General features: G+C 69.2%; 17 protein-coding genes and 1 tRNA gene. 14 read left to right on the top strand and 4 right to left on the bottom strand.

Annotated elements, in window-relative coordinates; translation table 11 throughout:
- The first annotated feature begins 105 nt into the window (after positions 1-105).
- The 3 genes from ACTH43_RS10700 to ACTH43_RS10690 all read left to right on the top strand — a co-directional run bounded on the left by ACTH43_RS10700 (position 106) and on the right by ACTH43_RS10690 (position 5,622).
- Positions 106-1,581: a CCA tRNA nucleotidyltransferase gene (locus ACTH43_RS10700; RefSeq protein ID WP_441444887.1), complete on the top strand. Its 1,476-nt coding sequence runs from the start codon at positions 106-108 to the stop codon at positions 1,579-1,581.
- A 142-nt stretch (positions 1,582-1,723) separates the two neighbouring features.
- The gene (locus ACTH43_RS10695; protein WP_441444886.1) at positions 1,724-4,336 is read left to right on the top strand and encodes a transglycosylase domain-containing protein; all 2,613 of its coding nucleotides are present in this window, start codon (positions 1,724-1,726) and stop codon (positions 4,334-4,336) included.
- A 116-nt stretch (positions 4,337-4,452) separates the two neighbouring features.
- On the top strand, positions 4,453-5,622 hold the full coding sequence (locus ACTH43_RS10690; protein ID WP_441444885.1) for an MBL fold metallo-hydrolase: 1,170 nt from the start codon (positions 4,453-4,455) through the stop codon (positions 5,620-5,622).
- An 11-nt stretch (positions 5,623-5,633) separates the two neighbouring features.
- Here ACTH43_RS10690 and ACTH43_RS10685 read toward each other — a convergent pair whose 3' ends face one another.
- A complete protein-coding gene (locus ACTH43_RS10685) occupies positions 5,634-6,983 on the bottom strand; it encodes an APC family permease (protein WP_441444884.1) in 1,350 nt (449 codons plus the stop codon).
- An 80-nt stretch (positions 6,984-7,063) separates the two neighbouring features.
- Here ACTH43_RS10685 and ACTH43_RS10680 point away from each other — a divergent pair, with 80 nt between their 5' ends.
- From ACTH43_RS10680 to ACTH43_RS10640, 9 genes are all read left to right on the top strand, one after another.
- Positions 7,064-7,267, top strand: a complete 204-nt coding sequence (locus ACTH43_RS10680; RefSeq protein ID WP_441444883.1) for a hypothetical protein — start codon at positions 7,064-7,066, stop codon at positions 7,265-7,267.
- 211 nt (positions 7,268-7,478) lie between these two features.
- The gene (gene rpsF, locus ACTH43_RS10675; protein WP_441444882.1) at positions 7,479-7,796 is read left to right on the top strand and encodes a 30S ribosomal protein S6; all 318 of its coding nucleotides are present in this window, start codon (positions 7,479-7,481) and stop codon (positions 7,794-7,796) included.
- 56 nt (positions 7,797-7,852) lie between these two features.
- Positions 7,853-8,416 (top strand): single-stranded DNA-binding protein, encoded by a 564-nt coding sequence (locus ACTH43_RS10670; protein WP_441444881.1) that lies wholly within the window; start codon positions 7,853-7,855, stop codon positions 8,414-8,416.
- Between the two features lie 84 nt (positions 8,417-8,500).
- Positions 8,501-8,737: a 30S ribosomal protein S18 gene (gene rpsR / locus ACTH43_RS10665; protein ID WP_441444880.1), complete on the top strand. Its 237-nt coding sequence runs from the start codon at positions 8,501-8,503 to the stop codon at positions 8,735-8,737.
- A gap of 17 nt (positions 8,738-8,754) precedes the next feature.
- The gene (rplI, locus tag ACTH43_RS10660; RefSeq protein ID WP_441444879.1) at positions 8,755-9,228 is read left to right on the top strand and encodes a 50S ribosomal protein L9; all 474 of its coding nucleotides are present in this window, start codon (positions 8,755-8,757) and stop codon (positions 9,226-9,228) included.
- 146 nt (positions 9,229-9,374) lie between these two features.
- On the top strand, positions 9,375-10,175 hold the full coding sequence (locus tag ACTH43_RS10655; RefSeq protein ID WP_441444878.1) for a hypothetical protein: 801 nt from the start codon (positions 9,375-9,377) through the stop codon (positions 10,173-10,175).
- Between the two features lie 55 nt (positions 10,176-10,230).
- Positions 10,231-10,506: a hypothetical protein gene (locus tag ACTH43_RS10650; protein ID WP_441444877.1), complete on the top strand. Its 276-nt coding sequence runs from the start codon at positions 10,231-10,233 to the stop codon at positions 10,504-10,506.
- Positions 10,507-10,648: 142 nt separating this feature from the next.
- Positions 10,649-12,007 carry an amino acid permease gene (locus tag ACTH43_RS10645; protein ID WP_441444921.1) on the top strand — a complete coding sequence of 453 codons (1,359 nt, stop codon included), beginning with the start codon at positions 10,649-10,651 and terminating at the stop codon, positions 12,005-12,007.
- A gap of 129 nt (positions 12,008-12,136) precedes the next feature.
- Positions 12,137-12,220: transfer RNA gene (locus ACTH43_RS10640), tRNA-Leu, on the top strand.
- 57 nt (positions 12,221-12,277) lie between these two features.
- Here ACTH43_RS10640 and ACTH43_RS10635 read toward each other — a convergent pair.
- Complete coding sequence (locus tag ACTH43_RS10635) at positions 12,278-12,961, bottom strand: AAA family ATPase (protein ID WP_441444876.1); 684 nt, start codon at positions 12,959-12,961, stop codon at positions 12,278-12,280.
- A gap of 252 nt (positions 12,962-13,213) precedes the next feature.
- On the opposite strand from ACTH43_RS10635, the gene ACTH43_RS10630 reads away from it, so the two are divergent.
- Positions 13,214-14,044, top strand: coding sequence for an alpha/beta fold hydrolase (locus tag ACTH43_RS10630; RefSeq protein WP_441444875.1), 831 nt, complete (start codon positions 13,214-13,216; stop codon positions 14,042-14,044).
- Positions 14,045-14,134: 90 nt separating this feature from the next.
- Positions 14,135-15,250: a magnesium and cobalt transport protein CorA gene (locus tag ACTH43_RS10625; protein WP_441444874.1), complete on the top strand. Its 1,116-nt coding sequence runs from the start codon at positions 14,135-14,137 to the stop codon at positions 15,248-15,250.
- A 111-nt stretch (positions 15,251-15,361) separates the two neighbouring features.
- Here the strand turns inward: ACTH43_RS10625 and ACTH43_RS10620 are convergent, their stop codons facing one another.
- Together ACTH43_RS10620 and ACTH43_RS10615 are read right to left on the bottom strand one after the other, a co-directional pair.
- Entirely contained in the window at positions 15,362-15,913 is a 552-nt protein-coding gene (locus ACTH43_RS10620; protein ID WP_441444873.1) for an NYN domain-containing protein, read from the bottom strand.
- A 179-nt stretch (positions 15,914-16,092) separates the two neighbouring features.
- A partial coding sequence (locus ACTH43_RS10615; RefSeq protein WP_441444872.1) for a transposase occupies positions 16,093-16,343 on the bottom strand: 251 nt, incomplete at its 5' end.

The raw sequence follows: 16,343 nt of genomic DNA, 5'->3' as shown, positions 1-16,343 counted from the left end.
GGTGACACTGTAAGCGGCCGCTACCGTAGGGGCCTGCAGGTGCACGACACCTCTACAACGCCACCGCACTGAACAGCACCGCACCGAACCAGGACAGGACCTCCCGTGACCGATCCCGTCGACGAGACCGCCGCGCGCCTCGACACCGCCCGCACCCGGGCGGCCTCCATGTTCCGGGCGCTGCCCGAGGAGATCCACGAGTTGGGACGGCTGTTCGAGGCGGCCGGGCACGAACTCGCCCTGGTGGGTGGTCCGGTGCGGGATGCAGTGCTGGGACGCTCCAGCGCCGACCTGGACTTCACGACCTCCGCCCGGCCCGACGAGACCGAAGCGATCCTGCGCGGATGGACGCGCGAGGGTGCGATCTGGGACATGGGCCGCGACTTCGGCACCCTGGGCGGGGTGCGCGACGGGGTGAAGGTCGAGATCACCACCTATCGCACCGAGTCGTACGACCCGACCAGCCGCAAACCGCAGGTCGAGTACGGCGACAGCCTCGAGGGCGACCTGTCCCGCCGGGACTTCACCGTCAACGCGATGGCGGTGCGGCTCCCCTCGCTCGAGCTGGTGGACCCCTTCGACGGGCTGGGCGACCTCGCCCGCACCCTGCTGCGCACCCCTGTCGCCCCCGCCCAGTCCTTCACCGACGACCCGCTGCGGATGATGCGAGCGGTGCGCTTCGTCTCCCAGCTCGGGTTCCGGATCGAGGACACGACGGCCGACGCGATCGAGCAGCTCGCGGAACGCATCACGATCGTCTCCGCCGAGCGGGTCCGTGAAGAGCTGGTCAAGCTCATGCTGGGCGCCGACCCGCGGGGCGGGCTCGAGCTGCTGACCGTTCTGGGCCTGGCCGCGCACGTGCTGCCGGAGCTGCCCGCACTCCAGCTCGAGGTCGATGAGCACCACCACCACAAGGACGTCTACCAGCACACGCTCACGGTGCTCGACCAGGCGATCGACCTCGAGTCCCCGGCCGGCTCCGGAGGTCCCTGCGAGCGCCCTGACCTGGTGCTCCGCCTGGCCGCGCTGATGCACGACGTGGGCAAGCCCGCCACCCGGCGCTTCGAGGAGGGGGGCGTGGTCACCTTCCGCTTCCACGAGACGGTGGGGGCGAAGATGACCGCGAAGCGGATGCGCGCGCTGACCTTCGACAAGGACACCACCAAGAAGGTCGCCCGCCTGGTGGAGCTGCACCTGCGCTTCCACGGCTATGTCGAGTCGCCATGGACCGACTCCGCCGTGCGCCGCTATGTCACCGACGCCGGCGACCTGCTGCCGCAGCTGCATCGCCTCACCCGCGCCGACGTCACGACCCGCAACCGCCGCAAGGCCCGTTCCCTCGCCCTCGCCTATGACGAGCTCGAGGCGCGCATCGACCACCTCGCCACGCAGGAGGAGATCGGGAAGATCCGTCCTGACCTCGACGGCAACCGGATCATGCAGATCCTGGACCTCCCGCCCGGCCGGGTGGTGGGAGAGGCCTATCAGCACCTGCTCGAACTGCGGATGGAGCACGGTCCGCTGGGCGAGGAGCGCGCCATCGAGGAGCTCCGCGCCTGGTGGGCCGCCCGGCAGGTGTGAGCAGGGCCGCACCGGACGTGCACACCCTGTGTGCTTCGACGCCAGGGAGTTCCGTCGGCCGGGACGTCGTGCTCATACTGGGAGGCCGTGCACCAGCGGTGCGCGCGGAACCGTCCGCCCCCTCGTAGGACCAGGAGCAGTCATGAGCGATTCCCGACGCTCGTCCCGCGGCTCGTCGAAGAACTCGGCGGGCGGTGGTGCACGTCGCGCCGCCGGTGTGCGCCGCGCATCCTCCTCGACGTCCGGTGCCAAGCCCGCCAAGGCAGCCTCTGCGAAGAGCTCCGACGCCAAGGGCGCCAGCCGCACCGGCCGCAGCTCCGCCTCGGGGGCCACCGCCGCCAAGGGCAGCTCCCGCACCGCCTCGGCGAAGAACAGCGCTGGAGCGAAGAACAGCGCTCGCGCGAAGAGCAGCGCTGGCGCGAAGGCTCCGACCCGCCACACCTCGGTCAACGCGCGCCACGCCGGCACTGCCGCAGCCACCTCCGCCGGCAGGGGCTCCGCGAAGGGACGCAAGAAGAAGGCAGCGGCCACCAACTTCCTGAACTACCCGCGGGCCGGGGCGAAGAACCCCTGGCGCTGGATCCCTTCGCTGCGCATGATCGTCGGTGCGATGGCGCTGATGGTGCTGGCCGGACTCGGCTTCGCCGTCTGGCTGTACAACGACACCGAGGTGCCCGAGCCCTCGGACTTCGCCCTGGCCCAGACCTCCCGCGTGTACTACGCGGACGGCGAGACCGAGATGGGCCAGTTCAGCGAGGTGAACCGCACCGAGCTGCCGGCCGACGAGATCCCGGACAACATCAAGCAGGCGGTCGTGGCCAGCGAGGACTCGAGCTTCTACGAGAACCGAGGCGTCTCGCCGCGAGGCATCGTGCGGGCGATGGTCAACAACCTCCAGGGCGGCGCCCGTCAGGGCGGGTCGACCATCACCATGCAGTACGTCGAGCGGTACTACACCGGCACCGAGACGTCCTACGTGGGCAAGGCCAAGGAAGCAATCATGGCCTTGAAGATCGACCAGCAGCTGTCGAAGGACGAGATCCTCTCCCGCTACCTCAACACCATCTACTTCGGACGCGGTGCCTACGGCGTCCAGGAGGCGTCGCAGGCCTACTTCGGCAAGGACGCCACCGAGCTCACCGACGCTGATGCAGCGCTGCTGGTGGCTGTGATCCCCGCCCCGTCGACCTACGATCCCGCGAACAACCCCGAGGAGGCCACCCGCCTCTGGGACCGGGTGATCACCCGGCAGGTGAACGAGGGCCAGCTGACCGCCGCGGAGGGTGACGCGCTCACCTTCCCCGAGACCATCGCACCGCGCAACGAGAACTCGCTCGGAGGCACCAACGGCTACCTCCTGGCCCAGGTGCGGGGAGAGCTGATCGAGGCGGGCTTCACCGAGGACGAGATCAACACCGGCGGGTTCACGATCGTCTCCACGATCGATCCGACGATCCAGAACAACACCGTCCAGGCGGTCGAGAACCTGCCGGAGGACCGGCCCGAGAACAACCGCGTCGGCACCGTGACCCTCGACCCGTCGACCGGAGCGATCCGTGGAATGTACGGCGGTCCGGACTACGTCGCCCAGGCGCAGAACGACGCCACCCAGTCACGGATGCAGGCCGGCTCGATCTTCAAGACCTTCACCCTGATCGCCGCGCTCGAGGACGGCTTCCCGCTGGACTCCCGCTGGGACGGCAACTCCCCGAAGGACTTCCCCGATGTCCCCGGCGGCTGGGAGGTCAACAACTTCAACGACGTCGACTACGGCCGGGTGAGCCTGGAGAAGGCCACCGCCAGCTCGATCAACACCGCCTATGCCGAGGCGAACCTCGAGATCGGCCCGCAGCGGACCATGGACACGGCGATCTCGCTGGGCCTGCCCGAGGGCACCCCCGGCCTGAACGCCGAGCCCTCCAACGTGCTGGGCTCCGCCTCGCCGACCGTCGTCGAGATGGCCGAGGTCTACGCGACCATCGCCGCCGGCGGCGTGCACCGGGACGCCTTCATCGTCGAGTCCGTGACCCGGCCCGACGGCTCCTCGCGCTACCAGCACGAGGGCACGGACACCCAGGCGATGGACGAGGAGGTGGCGATCAACGCGACCGTCGCCCTGCAGGGCCCGCCGAAGGTGGGTTCCGCACGATCGCTGCTGGACACCATGGACGGTCGCCCGGTCGCGGGCAAGACCGGCACCTCGGAGAGCTTCCGCTCCGCCTGGTTCGTGGGCTTCACCCCGCAGCTGGTGACCGCGGTGGGCATGTTCCAGCCCGGCCAGGACGGCTCCGAGGAGTCCCTCACCCCCTTCGGCGGCGCCCGCAGCATGACCGGCGGCACCTTCCCCACCGACATCTGGGGCGACATCATGGCGCCCTCGCTCGAGGGCCAGGAGATGCTCGACTTCGCCGAAGAGGTCACGCTGGACAACGAGACCCGTGAGCGGAGCTACACGCCGCCGCCCCCTCCGCCCACCACCGAGGCGCCGGAACCCTCCGAGGAGCCCTCTGAGGAGCCCAGCGAGGAGCCGTCCGAGGAGCCTTCGGAGGAGCCGAGCGAGGAACCCTCCGAGGAGCCCAGCGAGGAGCCGTCCGAGGAACCCAGCGAGAAGCCAGCGGATCCGACCACCAAGCCCGGCAACGGCGGCGAGAACACGCAGCCCACCGAGGAGCCCACCAGCGAGACGGAGGGCGGCGCGGACACCAGCGCCGGACGCGTCGAGGGCGACGGCGACGAGAGTCCGCCGGAGGACTGAACCGCCGGTTCAGTCGCTGCTGCCTCCGCTGCCACGCTGCCGCTGCCGACCGCTCGGCTCGTGACCCCGTGGCGGTGCTCCGCGTAGCCTCCTCGCACATTTAGCGAGGAGGAGACATGCTCACCATCGATGTGGTTCCCGGTGTCCACCTGATCGAGTACGCGCACGTCAACTGCTATCTCATCGAAGGGCAGTCCGGGCTCACCCTCGTGGACTCGGGCCTGCCCGGCGTCTGGCACGAGCTCGGCGCCGCTCTGCGGACGCTCGGCCATCGCCCCGAGGATCTGCGGGCTCTCGTGCTCACCCACGCGCACTTCGACCATGTCGGCACCTCGCGACGGCTCGTGCAGCGCCTCGGAGTGCCCGTCCACCTGCATCCGCAGGATGCCGAGCTGGCCGCCCACCCGTACCGTTACGCGCACGAGAATCCCCGATCCCTGTACCCGCTGCGGCATCCGCGGGCCCTGCCGGTGCTGGGATCGATGCTCCTCGCCGGAGCGGCCAAGGTCCGGGGGATCGACCGCACGGTGCCGCTGATGACCGGCTCCGAACTCGATGTGTGGGGGATGACGAACGGCGTCGCCGCGGCGCTCGCTATGACCGGACTCCTCGAGGGGAAGGCCCCTACCTGGCATCCCGCCCTGCAGGAGGGGTCAGGTCTCAGAGCCCTGGCCTCCGGGGCGGCGATGGGCGCGAACGTCGCAGCCCAGCTCGCCGGGGGCTGGGCACAGGCTGAGCTGCACGAGCTGCCGTCGTCCCCTCCGCCTGAGGGCACCGGGTCAGTGGGCCGCAGCGAGGGCCGACCGGTCGCGATCTCGACCGTCGAGGGAAGGACCTGCGCGCTCTCCGCGGTGTGCCCTCACCTCGGCGGCGTGCTGCGCTGGAATGACGCGGAGCGCTCCTGGGACTGCCCGCTGCACGGCTCGCGCTTCGCAGGGGTCCCGGTGGGCCGCACCTTCGGCACCGCCGCGTCGGTCGAGTTCGACGCACTGCTGCTCGCGGGCAACCCGCTGACCGCGCCGGATTCCCGCCCCTCGGTCGATCCGAAGGCCGGGGCCCCGGGTTCCGGAGAGGTGGAGCCCCGGGTCGGCAAGCTGATCGACGAGTGCTGGCGCCATGCCAAGGCGATCGGCGCCTGGGGTCCCGGGCGCGAGGCGCTCGAGGCGCGCACCGCTCCCGGTGGTGCGGGGCTCGTCCTCGGCGACGACGGGCATGCCGTGCTCGGTGAGATCACGGCGCTCATGGAGTCGCACCGGGTCTGGGAGCGGTTCCCCGCCGTGCTCTGAGCGCGCGGGCCTCAGGCGGCGGTGTCGGCTCCCGCATCGGCGTCGGCCCCGGTGTCCGCACCGGCCCGGCGCCGCCGCCATGCTGCGATGCCGGCCAGGATCGCCGCGACGGCCAGGAACGGCAGCCCGAGCCGCCACACCGCCCACTCGACCTGCGTCATCAGCAACAGGCACGAGGCCAGGCCGCCGATCGGCAGCACGAGAGGGGTCCGGAAGTGGCGATGCTCGAGACGGTCACGGCGCAGCACCAGCACGGCCGCATTCACCGAGAGGAAGACGACCAGCAGGAGCAGCACCATGGTGCCGGCGAGCACGTCGATGGTCCCGGTCAGCGCGAGCACGATCGACAGGGCGGTGGTCGCGAGGATCGCCACCCACGGCGTGCGCCGCGCCGGCAGGAGCCGGGTGAGGACCCTGGGCAGCAGGCCGTCGGACGCCATCCCGTAGGCCAGGCGCGAGGACATGATCCCGGTCAGCAGCGCGCCGTTGGCGACAGCGATCAGCGCGATCACGCTGAACACGACGGGTGGGACGATCCCCGCAGCCTCGACCACCAGGGCGAGCGGCGCCGAGGACCCGGCGAGCTCCTCGGTGGGCACCACCGCCGCGGCGACCACGCCGATCAGGGCGTAGACGATGCCGGTGACGATCAGCGCCCCGAACAGGGCCCTCGGGTAGGAGCGGGACGGGTCCTTCGTCTCCTCGGCGATGTTCACGCTGGTCTCGAAGCCGACGTAGGAGTAGAAGGCGAGCACGGTACCGGCCAGCACCGCGGCGACCGGGCCGTTCTCGGGGGTGCCGAGCTCCGTCAGCCGCCCCAGGTCTCCCTCACCGCGACCGATCACGATCGCGCCCAGCACGATCACCATCAGCAGACCGCCCACCTCGATCACGGTGGCGACCCGGTTCGCGCCGAGCGATTCGGAGATGCCGCGGGTGTTCAGCGCCGCCAGCAGGCCGAGGAAGACGATCACCACCAGGAAGGTCGGCAGGCTCACGAACGCCCCGAGGTAGTCCCCGGCGAAGCCCAGGGCCAGAGCACCCACCGAGACCACTCCCGCCGAGAGCATGCAGAAGCCCACCAGGAAGCCGGCGAAAGGTCCGAACGCACGGTTCGCGTAATGGGACGAGCCGCCGGCCCTGGGGTACTTGGTCGCCAGCTCCGCATAGGACCCGGCGGTCAGCAGCGCCAGCAGCAGTGCGACCACCAGCGGCACCCACAGCGCACCGCCCGCGATCCCGGCGATCTCCCCGGCCAGGACGTACACGCCCGCGCCGAGCACATCCCCGAGGATGAACAGGAACAGACCCGTCGTGGTCACGGTGCGGCGCAGCGTGGTGCGTTCGTCGGTGCTGGTCATGGGCTCAGGTTAGAGGGCAGGAGCCGACGGGACCGGACCGATCGGTCGCCGCCGGGCTGCTCGGGTGGCACCATCGAGCCATGCGATGCGAACAGTGCAGCAGGAAGATCCGCGGCAAGGCGTACACCTCGATCACCGGTCGGAAGCTCTGCGATCGCTGTGGGACGCGGCTGCAGGGTCGCACCGCCGGGGTGGTCGCCGGCGGCGGGATCGCCGGCGGGATCAGCACCGGGGGCTGGTATGCCCGGGTCAGGAAGGCGATGGGTCGTCCGCCACGCAGCTGATCCGCGCTCCACCCGTGGGAACCGCGCTCTACCCGTGATGCGTCGTTGTGATGCGCCGCGCACCCATCGGCCTCCTCTGGCCGATGGTCCAGCGCGCAGGTAGGCTGGGCCGGTCCGTGACGTGCATCGCCGATGCTCTAGCGGGCGGCATGAACCCTCCTGCCACGGAGAGACCGTGGCCGCAGAGACCACAGGAGGTGGGTACAAGAACATGCGTAAGTACGAAATGGTCGTCATCCTCGACCCGTCCGTCGACGAACGGACCGTCACCACAACTTTCGAGAAGCTCGTCCAGGTCGTTCCGACCGAAGGCGGCACCATCGACAACGTCGACGTCTGGGGCAAGCGGAAGTTCGCCTACGAGATCGACAAGAAGTCCGAGGGCATCTACATCGTCCTGAACTTCACCGCCAAGGCATCGACCGCCCAGGAGCTGGATCGTCAGCTCGGGCTCAACGAGTCGATCATGCGCACCAAGGTCATGCGTCTCGACGACAAGGTCAAGGCCCCGCGCGACGACGCCAAGTGACCTGCGGTCGCTGACCCCCGCACCACCCCACCCCATCCTGGAGCAGAGGAGCCCCCATGGCGAATGACACCGTCATCACGGTGATCGGCAACCTGACCGCCGACCCCGAGCTGCGTTTCACGCAGTCCGGCGTTGCGGTCGCGTCGTTCACCATCGCGTCCACCCCCCGCACCTTCGACCGTCAGTCGAACGAGTGGAAGGACGGCGAGGCGCTGTTCATGCGCTGCTCCATCTGGCGCGACGCCGCGGAGAACGTGGCGGAATCGCTCGAGAAGGGCTCCCGCGTCGTCGCGCAGGGGCGTCTCAAGCAGCGCTCCTTCACCGACCGTGAGGGCAACAACCGCACCAGCATCGAGCTGGACGTCGACGAGATCGGTCCCTCCCTCAAGTACGCCACCGCGAAGGCCACCAAGGTCCAGCGCGGCGGCGGCGGCGGAGGCGGCCGTGGCGGCTTCGGCGGCGGCGCCCCGCAGGGCGGTGGCCAGGGTGGCTACGGTGGGAACCAGGGTGGTCAGGGCGGCTACAGCAACGCGCCGCAGGGTGCGCCGCAGGGCGCCCCGGCAGCCGACCCCTGGGCCGGCGGCGGCAACCAGGGCGGGTACGACGACCCTCCCTTCTGATCGCCTCGGCGATCGACGCAACACACTGATCCATTCCATCCCGGGTGCATGCCCGGGCTCCCCTCAGAAAGAAGGAGCACCACGATGGCCAAGCCCTCACTTCGTCCCCCGAAGAAGAAGCAGAACCCGCTGAAGGCCGCGGGAGTCGAGACCGTCGACTACAAGGACGCTGCGCTGCTGCGCAAGTTCGTCTCCGACCGCGGAAAGATCCGCGCCCGCCGAGTCACCGGCGTGTCCGTCCAGGAGCAGCGCAAGATCGCGCGGGCCGTGAAGAACGCCCGCGAGATCGCTCTCCTGCCGTACTCGACCTCCGGTCGCTGAGCGAGGAAGGGAAACACATGACCACCAAGCTCATCCTCACCAACGAGGTCTCGGGTCTCGGCGCCGCCGGCGATATCGTCGACGTCAAGGACGGCTACGCCCGGAACTTCCTCATGCCCCGCGGTCTCGCGACCCCGTGGACCAAGGGCGGTCAGCGTCAGCTCGACCAGATCCGTGCGGCACGCGGCAAGCGTGCGATCGCCAGCATCGAAGAGGCGCAGGCACTGAAGGCCTCGCTCGAGTCGAAGCCCGTCGTCATCGCCGAGCGCGCCGGCCAGAACGGCCGTCTCTTCGGTGCGGTCTCCTCCAAGGAGGTCGCCGAGGGCGTCAAGGCGATCTTCGACAAGGACATCGACCGTCGCACGGTCGAGTTCGTGGCCCCGATCCGCTCGCTCGGCGAGCACAGGGCAACCGTCCGTCTCCACGAGGACATCTTCGCGAACCTGCTCGTGCAGGTCATCGCGGCGAAGGGCGCTGCAGCCCAGGCCTGATCAGCCCCTCGGCCCTCGGGCCGGCCAGAAGCGTCCCGCACCAGCGATGGTGCGGGGCGCTTCTTTGCATCGACCCTGATGGGGTACGTTCTGCGGGGGACTTGAGCAGCCCGGGACGCCGCACCGCACGAGCAGCAGGGGGACGCATGCGCACGACCCGACGACCATTCTCGGTTCTCGCCGCCGCCGGTGCCGCAGCACTCGCCCTCGCACTGTCCGGCTGCAGCGGCGGAGGGGACGACGAGGACTCAGCGACTCCTGCGCAGACCACGGCAGCGGCTGCACCGACAGGAGCCGCGACGACGGAGGGGACGGCGACCACCGAAGGCGAGGGTCGTTCGGAGGGATACGTCCCGGTCGGTGAGTTCCCGGTGCTGAGCCTCGCGCCGATGGCCACCGACGACTCCCCCGGGAGCGACGTCGCACCGGACCGCCTCGCCGAGATCGCCGCCGGAGTCGCGGGCGTGGAACCGGCGGACGTCACCTGCGAGGACACCCTCAAGGGCGGTAGCAGCAGCCCGGTGGACTGCACCGTCACCTCCACCCAGGACCCGGTCACGGCCTACCCGGTGCTCAGCGGAGTCTCCGGCCAGGAGGACCACTCCCTGGTGGTCGCCGGCCAGCTCGCCCAGGTCCAGGCCGAGATGGTGATGGACACCGAGGTCAGCGTCCACTACGGCCCGACCGCGCTGTTCTTCGACGACCCGGCGCTGCTCGAGCAGGAGGGACTCGTCGAACGGGTCCAGGCCGAGCTCGAGAGCCTCGGCCTGAGCGATACGCTCGAGACCTGCGAAGGCATCGTCGGCGAGAGCACCGGCCACACCGGGGTGCGCTGCACCGGCACCCAGGACGCCAGCCCGGCACCCTTCGAGGCCCAGCTCTACCCCACGCTCTCCGCGAGCGGCGACCCCGTGACCTTCGCCCTGATCCATCGACCTATGCAGTGAGAGCGCTGCAGTGAGAACTCTGCAGTGCGAGCGCTGCAGTCAGAGAGAGGCCCCCATGTTCGGCAGCAGGCAGCAGCAGAAGCAGATCGAGACGCTCCAGGCACGGGTCCGCGACCTCGAGGGACTCGTGGACGAGCTCGCCGCGCGCGCTGGCGTGAGCAGTGCAGAGCTGCGCGAGCTGGAGAGCGGCGTCGGCCCCCGCATGCCTGAGGAGTGCGTGCGCCTGGTCGCCGAGGGTCGGACCATCCAGGCCATCAAGGCGTATCGCGAGCACACCGGCGCGGGTCTCAAGGAGGCCAAGGAGGCGATCGACCGTTACCGCGGGGCGTGAGCTCCCCGCAATGATGTGAATCGGATCGGCCGGGCGTGAGGGCGCGACTCGCGGGGGCTACGCTCGAGCGGTGACTTCTCCACCCCGTGACACCGTGTCCACGCCTCACGGCTCCCTCGCACGATCCCTCGGCCACGGCCAGATGGCCATGATCGCCATGGGCTCCGCGCTCGGCACCGGCCTGTTCCTCGGTTCCGGCGAAGCGATCGGCATCGCCGGCCCTGCGGTGATCATCTCCTTCGCGCTCGGCTCCCTGATCGCCGCCACCGTCGCGCTGGCGATGGGGGAGATGGCCTCCCGCCATCCCGTGCGCGGCGGCTTCGGCACCCTCGCCGCCCACTACCTCTCCCCGTTCTGGGGCTATCTCACCCGGTGGCTGTACTGGATCGTCACGGTGTGCGTGACCGGGGCGGAGCTGGTGGCCTGCGCCGCCTACCTCGCCTACTGGGTGCCGGCGATCCCGATCTGGGCCGGGATCCTGCTGTTCGCCGCGCTGATCATCGCGATCAACCTCATCAGCGTCGGCTCCTTCGGCATCGTGGAGTTCTTCCTGTCCTCCATCAAGGTGATCGCCGTCTTCGTCTTCATCCTGGTCGGTGCGGTGCTGGTGCTCTTCGGCCTGCCGGACACCCCCGCACCCGGGCTCGCCCAGCTCACGGCCGACGGAGGCTTCGCCCCGAACGGCTGGGCGCCGGTGTGGATCGCGCTGTCAGTCGTGATGTTCTCCTTCGGTGGCATCGAGCTGCTGTCGATCACTGCCGCTGAAGCCAAGGACCCGGCCCGTTCCATCCGGACCGCCGCGCGCACCACCGTGGTCCGACTGTCCTTCTTCTATGTGTTCTGCATCGCGATCGTGCTGTGCCTGGTGCCGTGGCGCACCGCCGCCGGCACCGGCGAGGACGTCGCCACCTCCCCTTTCGTGATGGTCTTCGACCAGCTCGGCATCCCCGGCGCCGCCCACATCACCAACCTGCTGGTGCTCATCGCTGCTCTGTCGGCGGCCAATGCGAATCTCTACGCCGGCAGCCGGATGATCCACTCCCTGGCCGTGGATCGCCTGGCACCCCGCTTCGCCGCCCGCACCACGAAGCACCGGGTTCCCGTGGTCGGCATCGCCCTGAGCTCGGTGGGCCTGCTCGGTGCGGCTCTGCTGAACCTCAGCGGCGTGGGCGGCGTCTTCGGTTACATGATGAGCCTGGTGGTGTTCGCCGTGATCCTGGTCTGGGCGCTCATCCTGTGCACCTTCATCGCCTACCGGCGGCGGCACGTCACCGGCGCCACCTTCCACATGCCGGGCGGGATCGGGAGCGCGATCGTCGGCCTGGTGGGACTCGCGGCGGTCTTCGCGACCATCACGGTGCGGCCGAGCATGCAGATCGCCGCGATGGTGGGCGTCCCCGCGGTGCTCGCGGCGACGGTGCTCTACATCGCTGTGGCCCGCCGTCGCATCGACCCGGCGGACATCGAGGAGGCCTTCGCCGAGGCGGAATCGATGCGCTGAGCCGAGCTCACACCTGCCGGGACGTGGCGTTCGTTACTGTGCGGGGCGTCGGCTTGGGCTGAAGGTACTGCAGGGGTAACCTAGTGGAATCTTCGGTCTTGGTGACTAGAGTCCCGGTGCCGAAGGAATGCGCAAGTGGCGGAATTGGTAGACGCGCACGGTTCAGGTCCGTGTGCCGGAAACGGCGTGGGGGTTCAAGTCCCCCCTTGCGCACCGCAGGAATTACCCCGGTTCATCGAGATGAACCGGGGTTCTTCATGTCCGCGTCGGTCAGGAATCCAGCCTGCCGGCGCGCTCCACGGCATGGACGATGGCCTCCACCGCGGTGGCCTGGGGGATGCGACTGGTGTTGATCATGAGGTCGTAATGCACCGGCTCTCGCGGATCCCAGCCATAGAGTGAGGTGGACATGTCGGTGCGCACCTTGTCGTCCTGCCGGCGGCGCTTCTCCGCCTGCTGCAGGGAGATCCCCGCCAGCTCTGCCGTCCGCGCCACGCGGCTCTCGGCAGCATCGGTGAGCAGGACGTGCAGGGTGCGGGGCCGGTTGGCGAGGATCTTGGTCGCGTTGCGGCCGACGATGACGCCGCCCTCTTCGCCGTAGCGGCGCACTGTGGCGTTGTTGTCGTCGATGAGCTCGCGCTTATCGCGCTGTGCGTCGACGTACTCCATCCCGTCCCCGCCGCCGAAGGCGCCGCCCATCGCTGCGAGCACCTGCGAGAGGTTGACCCGGCTCTGGATCGTCTGCGCGGTGGCGGACTGGTCCTGCGGTGCGCCCTCCGCCTCGATGTCCTCCGAGCTGAATGCCTGCGCGTGATACGGAAGTCCCAGCCGCTCGGCGACGGCGCGACCGACCGCATCCGCACCCGAGCCGTACTCCTCCCAGATCGTCACCACCGGCCGACGTGAACCATCGGGACCTGGAGTGCTGGACGGATCGGATGCGTGCGGGCTCATGGACACCTCCGTCAGAGGTGTCGTTCACATTATACGGTGGATATGGCAGAGGAGGCCTCAATTGTCAGGACAGAAGAACTCGGGTGGGCGCTACGATCGAGCGGGGTCCGGCCTTTCGATCGTGCAGGGCCCGGCGTCGGTCGCGCAGACCAGGATCCCGGTGCGGCTGATCTGGCGTGACCGCAGTCCAGCATCGGCGGGAGACGAGGACGACGGGCAGAAGGTGCGGCGAGGACGGGGCATCATGGCCACATGAGTCCTGACGCCCACTCCACTGCCGCTGAGTTCTCCCTCGTGGGCCACGGCGGCACCCTCGCGGGCCGTGCCTGGACCCGCCCCGCCCCACGCCGGGTTGCCGTGCTCTCTCACGGCTACGGCGAGCACACGGGCCGTTATGACTGGGTCGCTGCCCAGCTGCAGGCGGCGGGCGCTGCGGTCTATGCCGCCGACCACCTCGGCCATGGCCGCAGCGATGGCCAGAGGGTGCTGATCAGCGACTACGCGCCGGTGGTCGACGATCTCGACCTAGTGGTCCAGCATGCCGCCTCCCAGCATCCCGGAATGCCGGTCGTGCTGATCGGCCACTCCATGGGCGGGATGATCGCCGCCCGCTACACCCAGCTGCACTCGGACTCCCTTGCGGCGACCGTACTCTCCGGCCCGGTGCTCGGCTCCTGGGCCACCGTGGACGAGTTGCTCGCGCTCGACGAGATCCTGTCGACGCCGATCGACCCCGGCACGCTGTCCCGTGACCCTGCCGTGGGCGAGGCCTACGTCGCAGACCCGCTGGTGTGGCACGGCGACTTCGCCCGGCCCACCCTCGAGGGCCTGCAGCAGGCGATGGCCACGATCGACGAGATCGGCAGCGTGGGCGAGCATCCGCTGCTTTACCTGCACGGCGAGGCGGACCGTCTGGTGCCCCTCCCCGCCAGCTGGGAGGGGCTGAACTCGTTGCGGGGCCCGCAGACCTTCGTGAAGACCTACCCCGGTGCCCAGCACGAGATCTTCCACGAGACCAATCGCGATGAGGTCATCGCGGACGTGATCGGCTTCATGGAGGGTGTGGTCACGCTGCCGGCGTGATCGCCACGATCACGACCCGGTCGCCACGAGCGCCACGCCCGGGACGATGTATGACGACTCCCTGTGGGGAGAGGAAAGAGGAGTAGAGGGATGTCTGTGCGACGACTCGGCCCGTCCAGGAAACGCCGCCCCGATCGGGCCCGTGCGCACGCGGACGGGCGTACCCAGCACAGCGGCGATGCGGCGCCAACGACCCGCTACGTCGCCGGAGGCCTCCCCAGCCGCCAGCCCGACGGGGACTCGATAGCCGATGCCCTGGCATTCTCGCGCGCGGCCCCGGACCGGATGGTGATGTTCTTCTATCCGCGGCCAGACCGCGAGCAGGTGATGGAGCTCGGCGATTCCTGGGACCTGCACCCCCTGCTGCTCGAGGACCTGCTCAACGCGCATCAGCGTCCGAAGCTCGAGCGGTACGGCGACGTCCTGTTCCTGGTGGTGCGCTCGGCCCGCTACGTAGATGCCGAGGAGGAGGTCGACTTCGCGGAGTTCCATCTGCTGCTGCGACCCGGCGCTGTGGCGGTGCTGTGCCAGGACGGGACCTGGATCGACGGCACCCCGGGCCCGCAGCTGGACGACGAGCATCCGCTGACCTCGACCCGTCGGGAGCGCACGGTGCTCGAGGATGTCAATCTCCTGGAGCTTGGCCCGGAGGCCGTGCTCTACCGGGTGCTCGATACGATCGTCGACGGCTACGACCCCGTGCTGAAGGGTCTCCGGGTCGACCAGGAGCAGATCGAGCGGCAGGTGTTCAGCGGCGATGCCGCGGTCGCCGAGCGGATCTATCGGCTCAGCCAGGAGGTCATCGACATGCAGCAGGTGATCTCCTCGTTGCGCGACGTGATCGACGATCTCCAGGCCGGCTTCGGGAAGTACGAGATCCGCGGCGAGCTGCAGGCCTACCTCGACGACGTCGGCGACCACCTGGCGCGGGCCGCATCGCACGTGCGGGACCTGCGTGATGCCCTCTCCCAGATCCTTGACGTCAACGCGACCCTGGTCGCGCAGCGCCAGAACGAGGACATGAAGAAGATCTCCGGCTGGGCCGCCATCCTCTTCGCTCCCACGCTGATCGGTGCCATCTACGGCATGAACTTCGACGACATGCCCGAGCTGCACTGGGCGTACGGCTATCCGATGGCGATCGGGATGATGATCGCCCTCGGCGTGCTGCTCTTCGTAATCTTCAAGCGCAGCAAGTGGATGTGAGCAGGTTTCACTCGCAAGGAGCTGATCATCCGTGTGACCTGCTCGTGTGATGCACCGGTACGTGACGCGGACATCTCCACGTGCGGCAGCCCCGGCTGACTCTGCGGGGCCTCAGATGAACTCGAGCGGATCGAACTCGTCGATGTTGATGATCCGCACCCGAGGCAGCCGGCTCGTGAACGCGGCGACGTCGTACTCGAGGTCGTGGAACTCGATCCCCGGGATGTCCTGGAGATCTGCTGCCATGAACTCGCGGAAACCGACGAGTGCGGTGCGCCGCCCGGCCGTCGCGGCCAGGTTCTCCATCTGGGGGACGAAGTCCTTATCGTGGCTGACCAGCATGACGTCCGCCGGACGGGCCAGCAGCGCCTCCGCAGTGCGCTGGATCGCGATGTCCACGACCTTGCCCTCACCGCGCAGCGGGACGGGCTTGTAGCCCATGGCGATCAGCGCCTGGACGAAGCCGGAGGGCAGGCTGTCCTCCACGGCCAGGAAGAAGAGGCCCTTCACCTCCTGCTGCCACGACATCTCCGCATGGTGGAGCAGCTTGTTCCATCGCGGACGCTCGTCGGGCTGGGGGCGTCGGCCGAGGACCGAGACCCCGAGCGTGGCGTCGATGTTCTCGCCGTCCACCAGGAGGTACGTGGTGCGTTCTTCCGTCATAGGTCGACCTTACGCCGTCCTGGACGGCCCGTAGACCTGGGGGCGTGGTGCGAGCGGTGGTGTGTGGGGCGGAGGCGCGGGGGCGACTCCATCGAGGAGCCTGAACGCGGGCAGCTGACCACGGCCTGACAACGGGGCTCTTCGCGGTTCGTGGTGATTGACCCTGCTGTGGCGGGTATTCACGCTACGGCTCTCGCGGCGCTGGCCAGCAGGATACGGGTCCGGTAGTTCTCCGGGTTGCGGAATCCGCGGCCGGTGCGTTTGATGTTCTTGATGCCGGTGTTGCCCGCTTCGACCTTCGCGGTGGTTGCGCCGGTGACGATGAGGACCTCGATCGCGTCCCACCAGGCCACGACGGTGTCGTAGAGCTTCGTGGTCTCGGGCATGTTCGCGATCTGGGCGAAGTAGCCCATCCGCATCCGTTCGTCCC

The sequence above is a fragment of the Brachybacterium sp. genome (genome assembly GCF_052095815.1).
GTDB lineage: Bacteria > Actinomycetota > Actinomycetes > Actinomycetales > Dermabacteraceae > Brachybacterium.
Note: the sequence above shows the minus strand (reverse complement) of the source record. Positions and strands in the feature narration are given on the sequence as shown.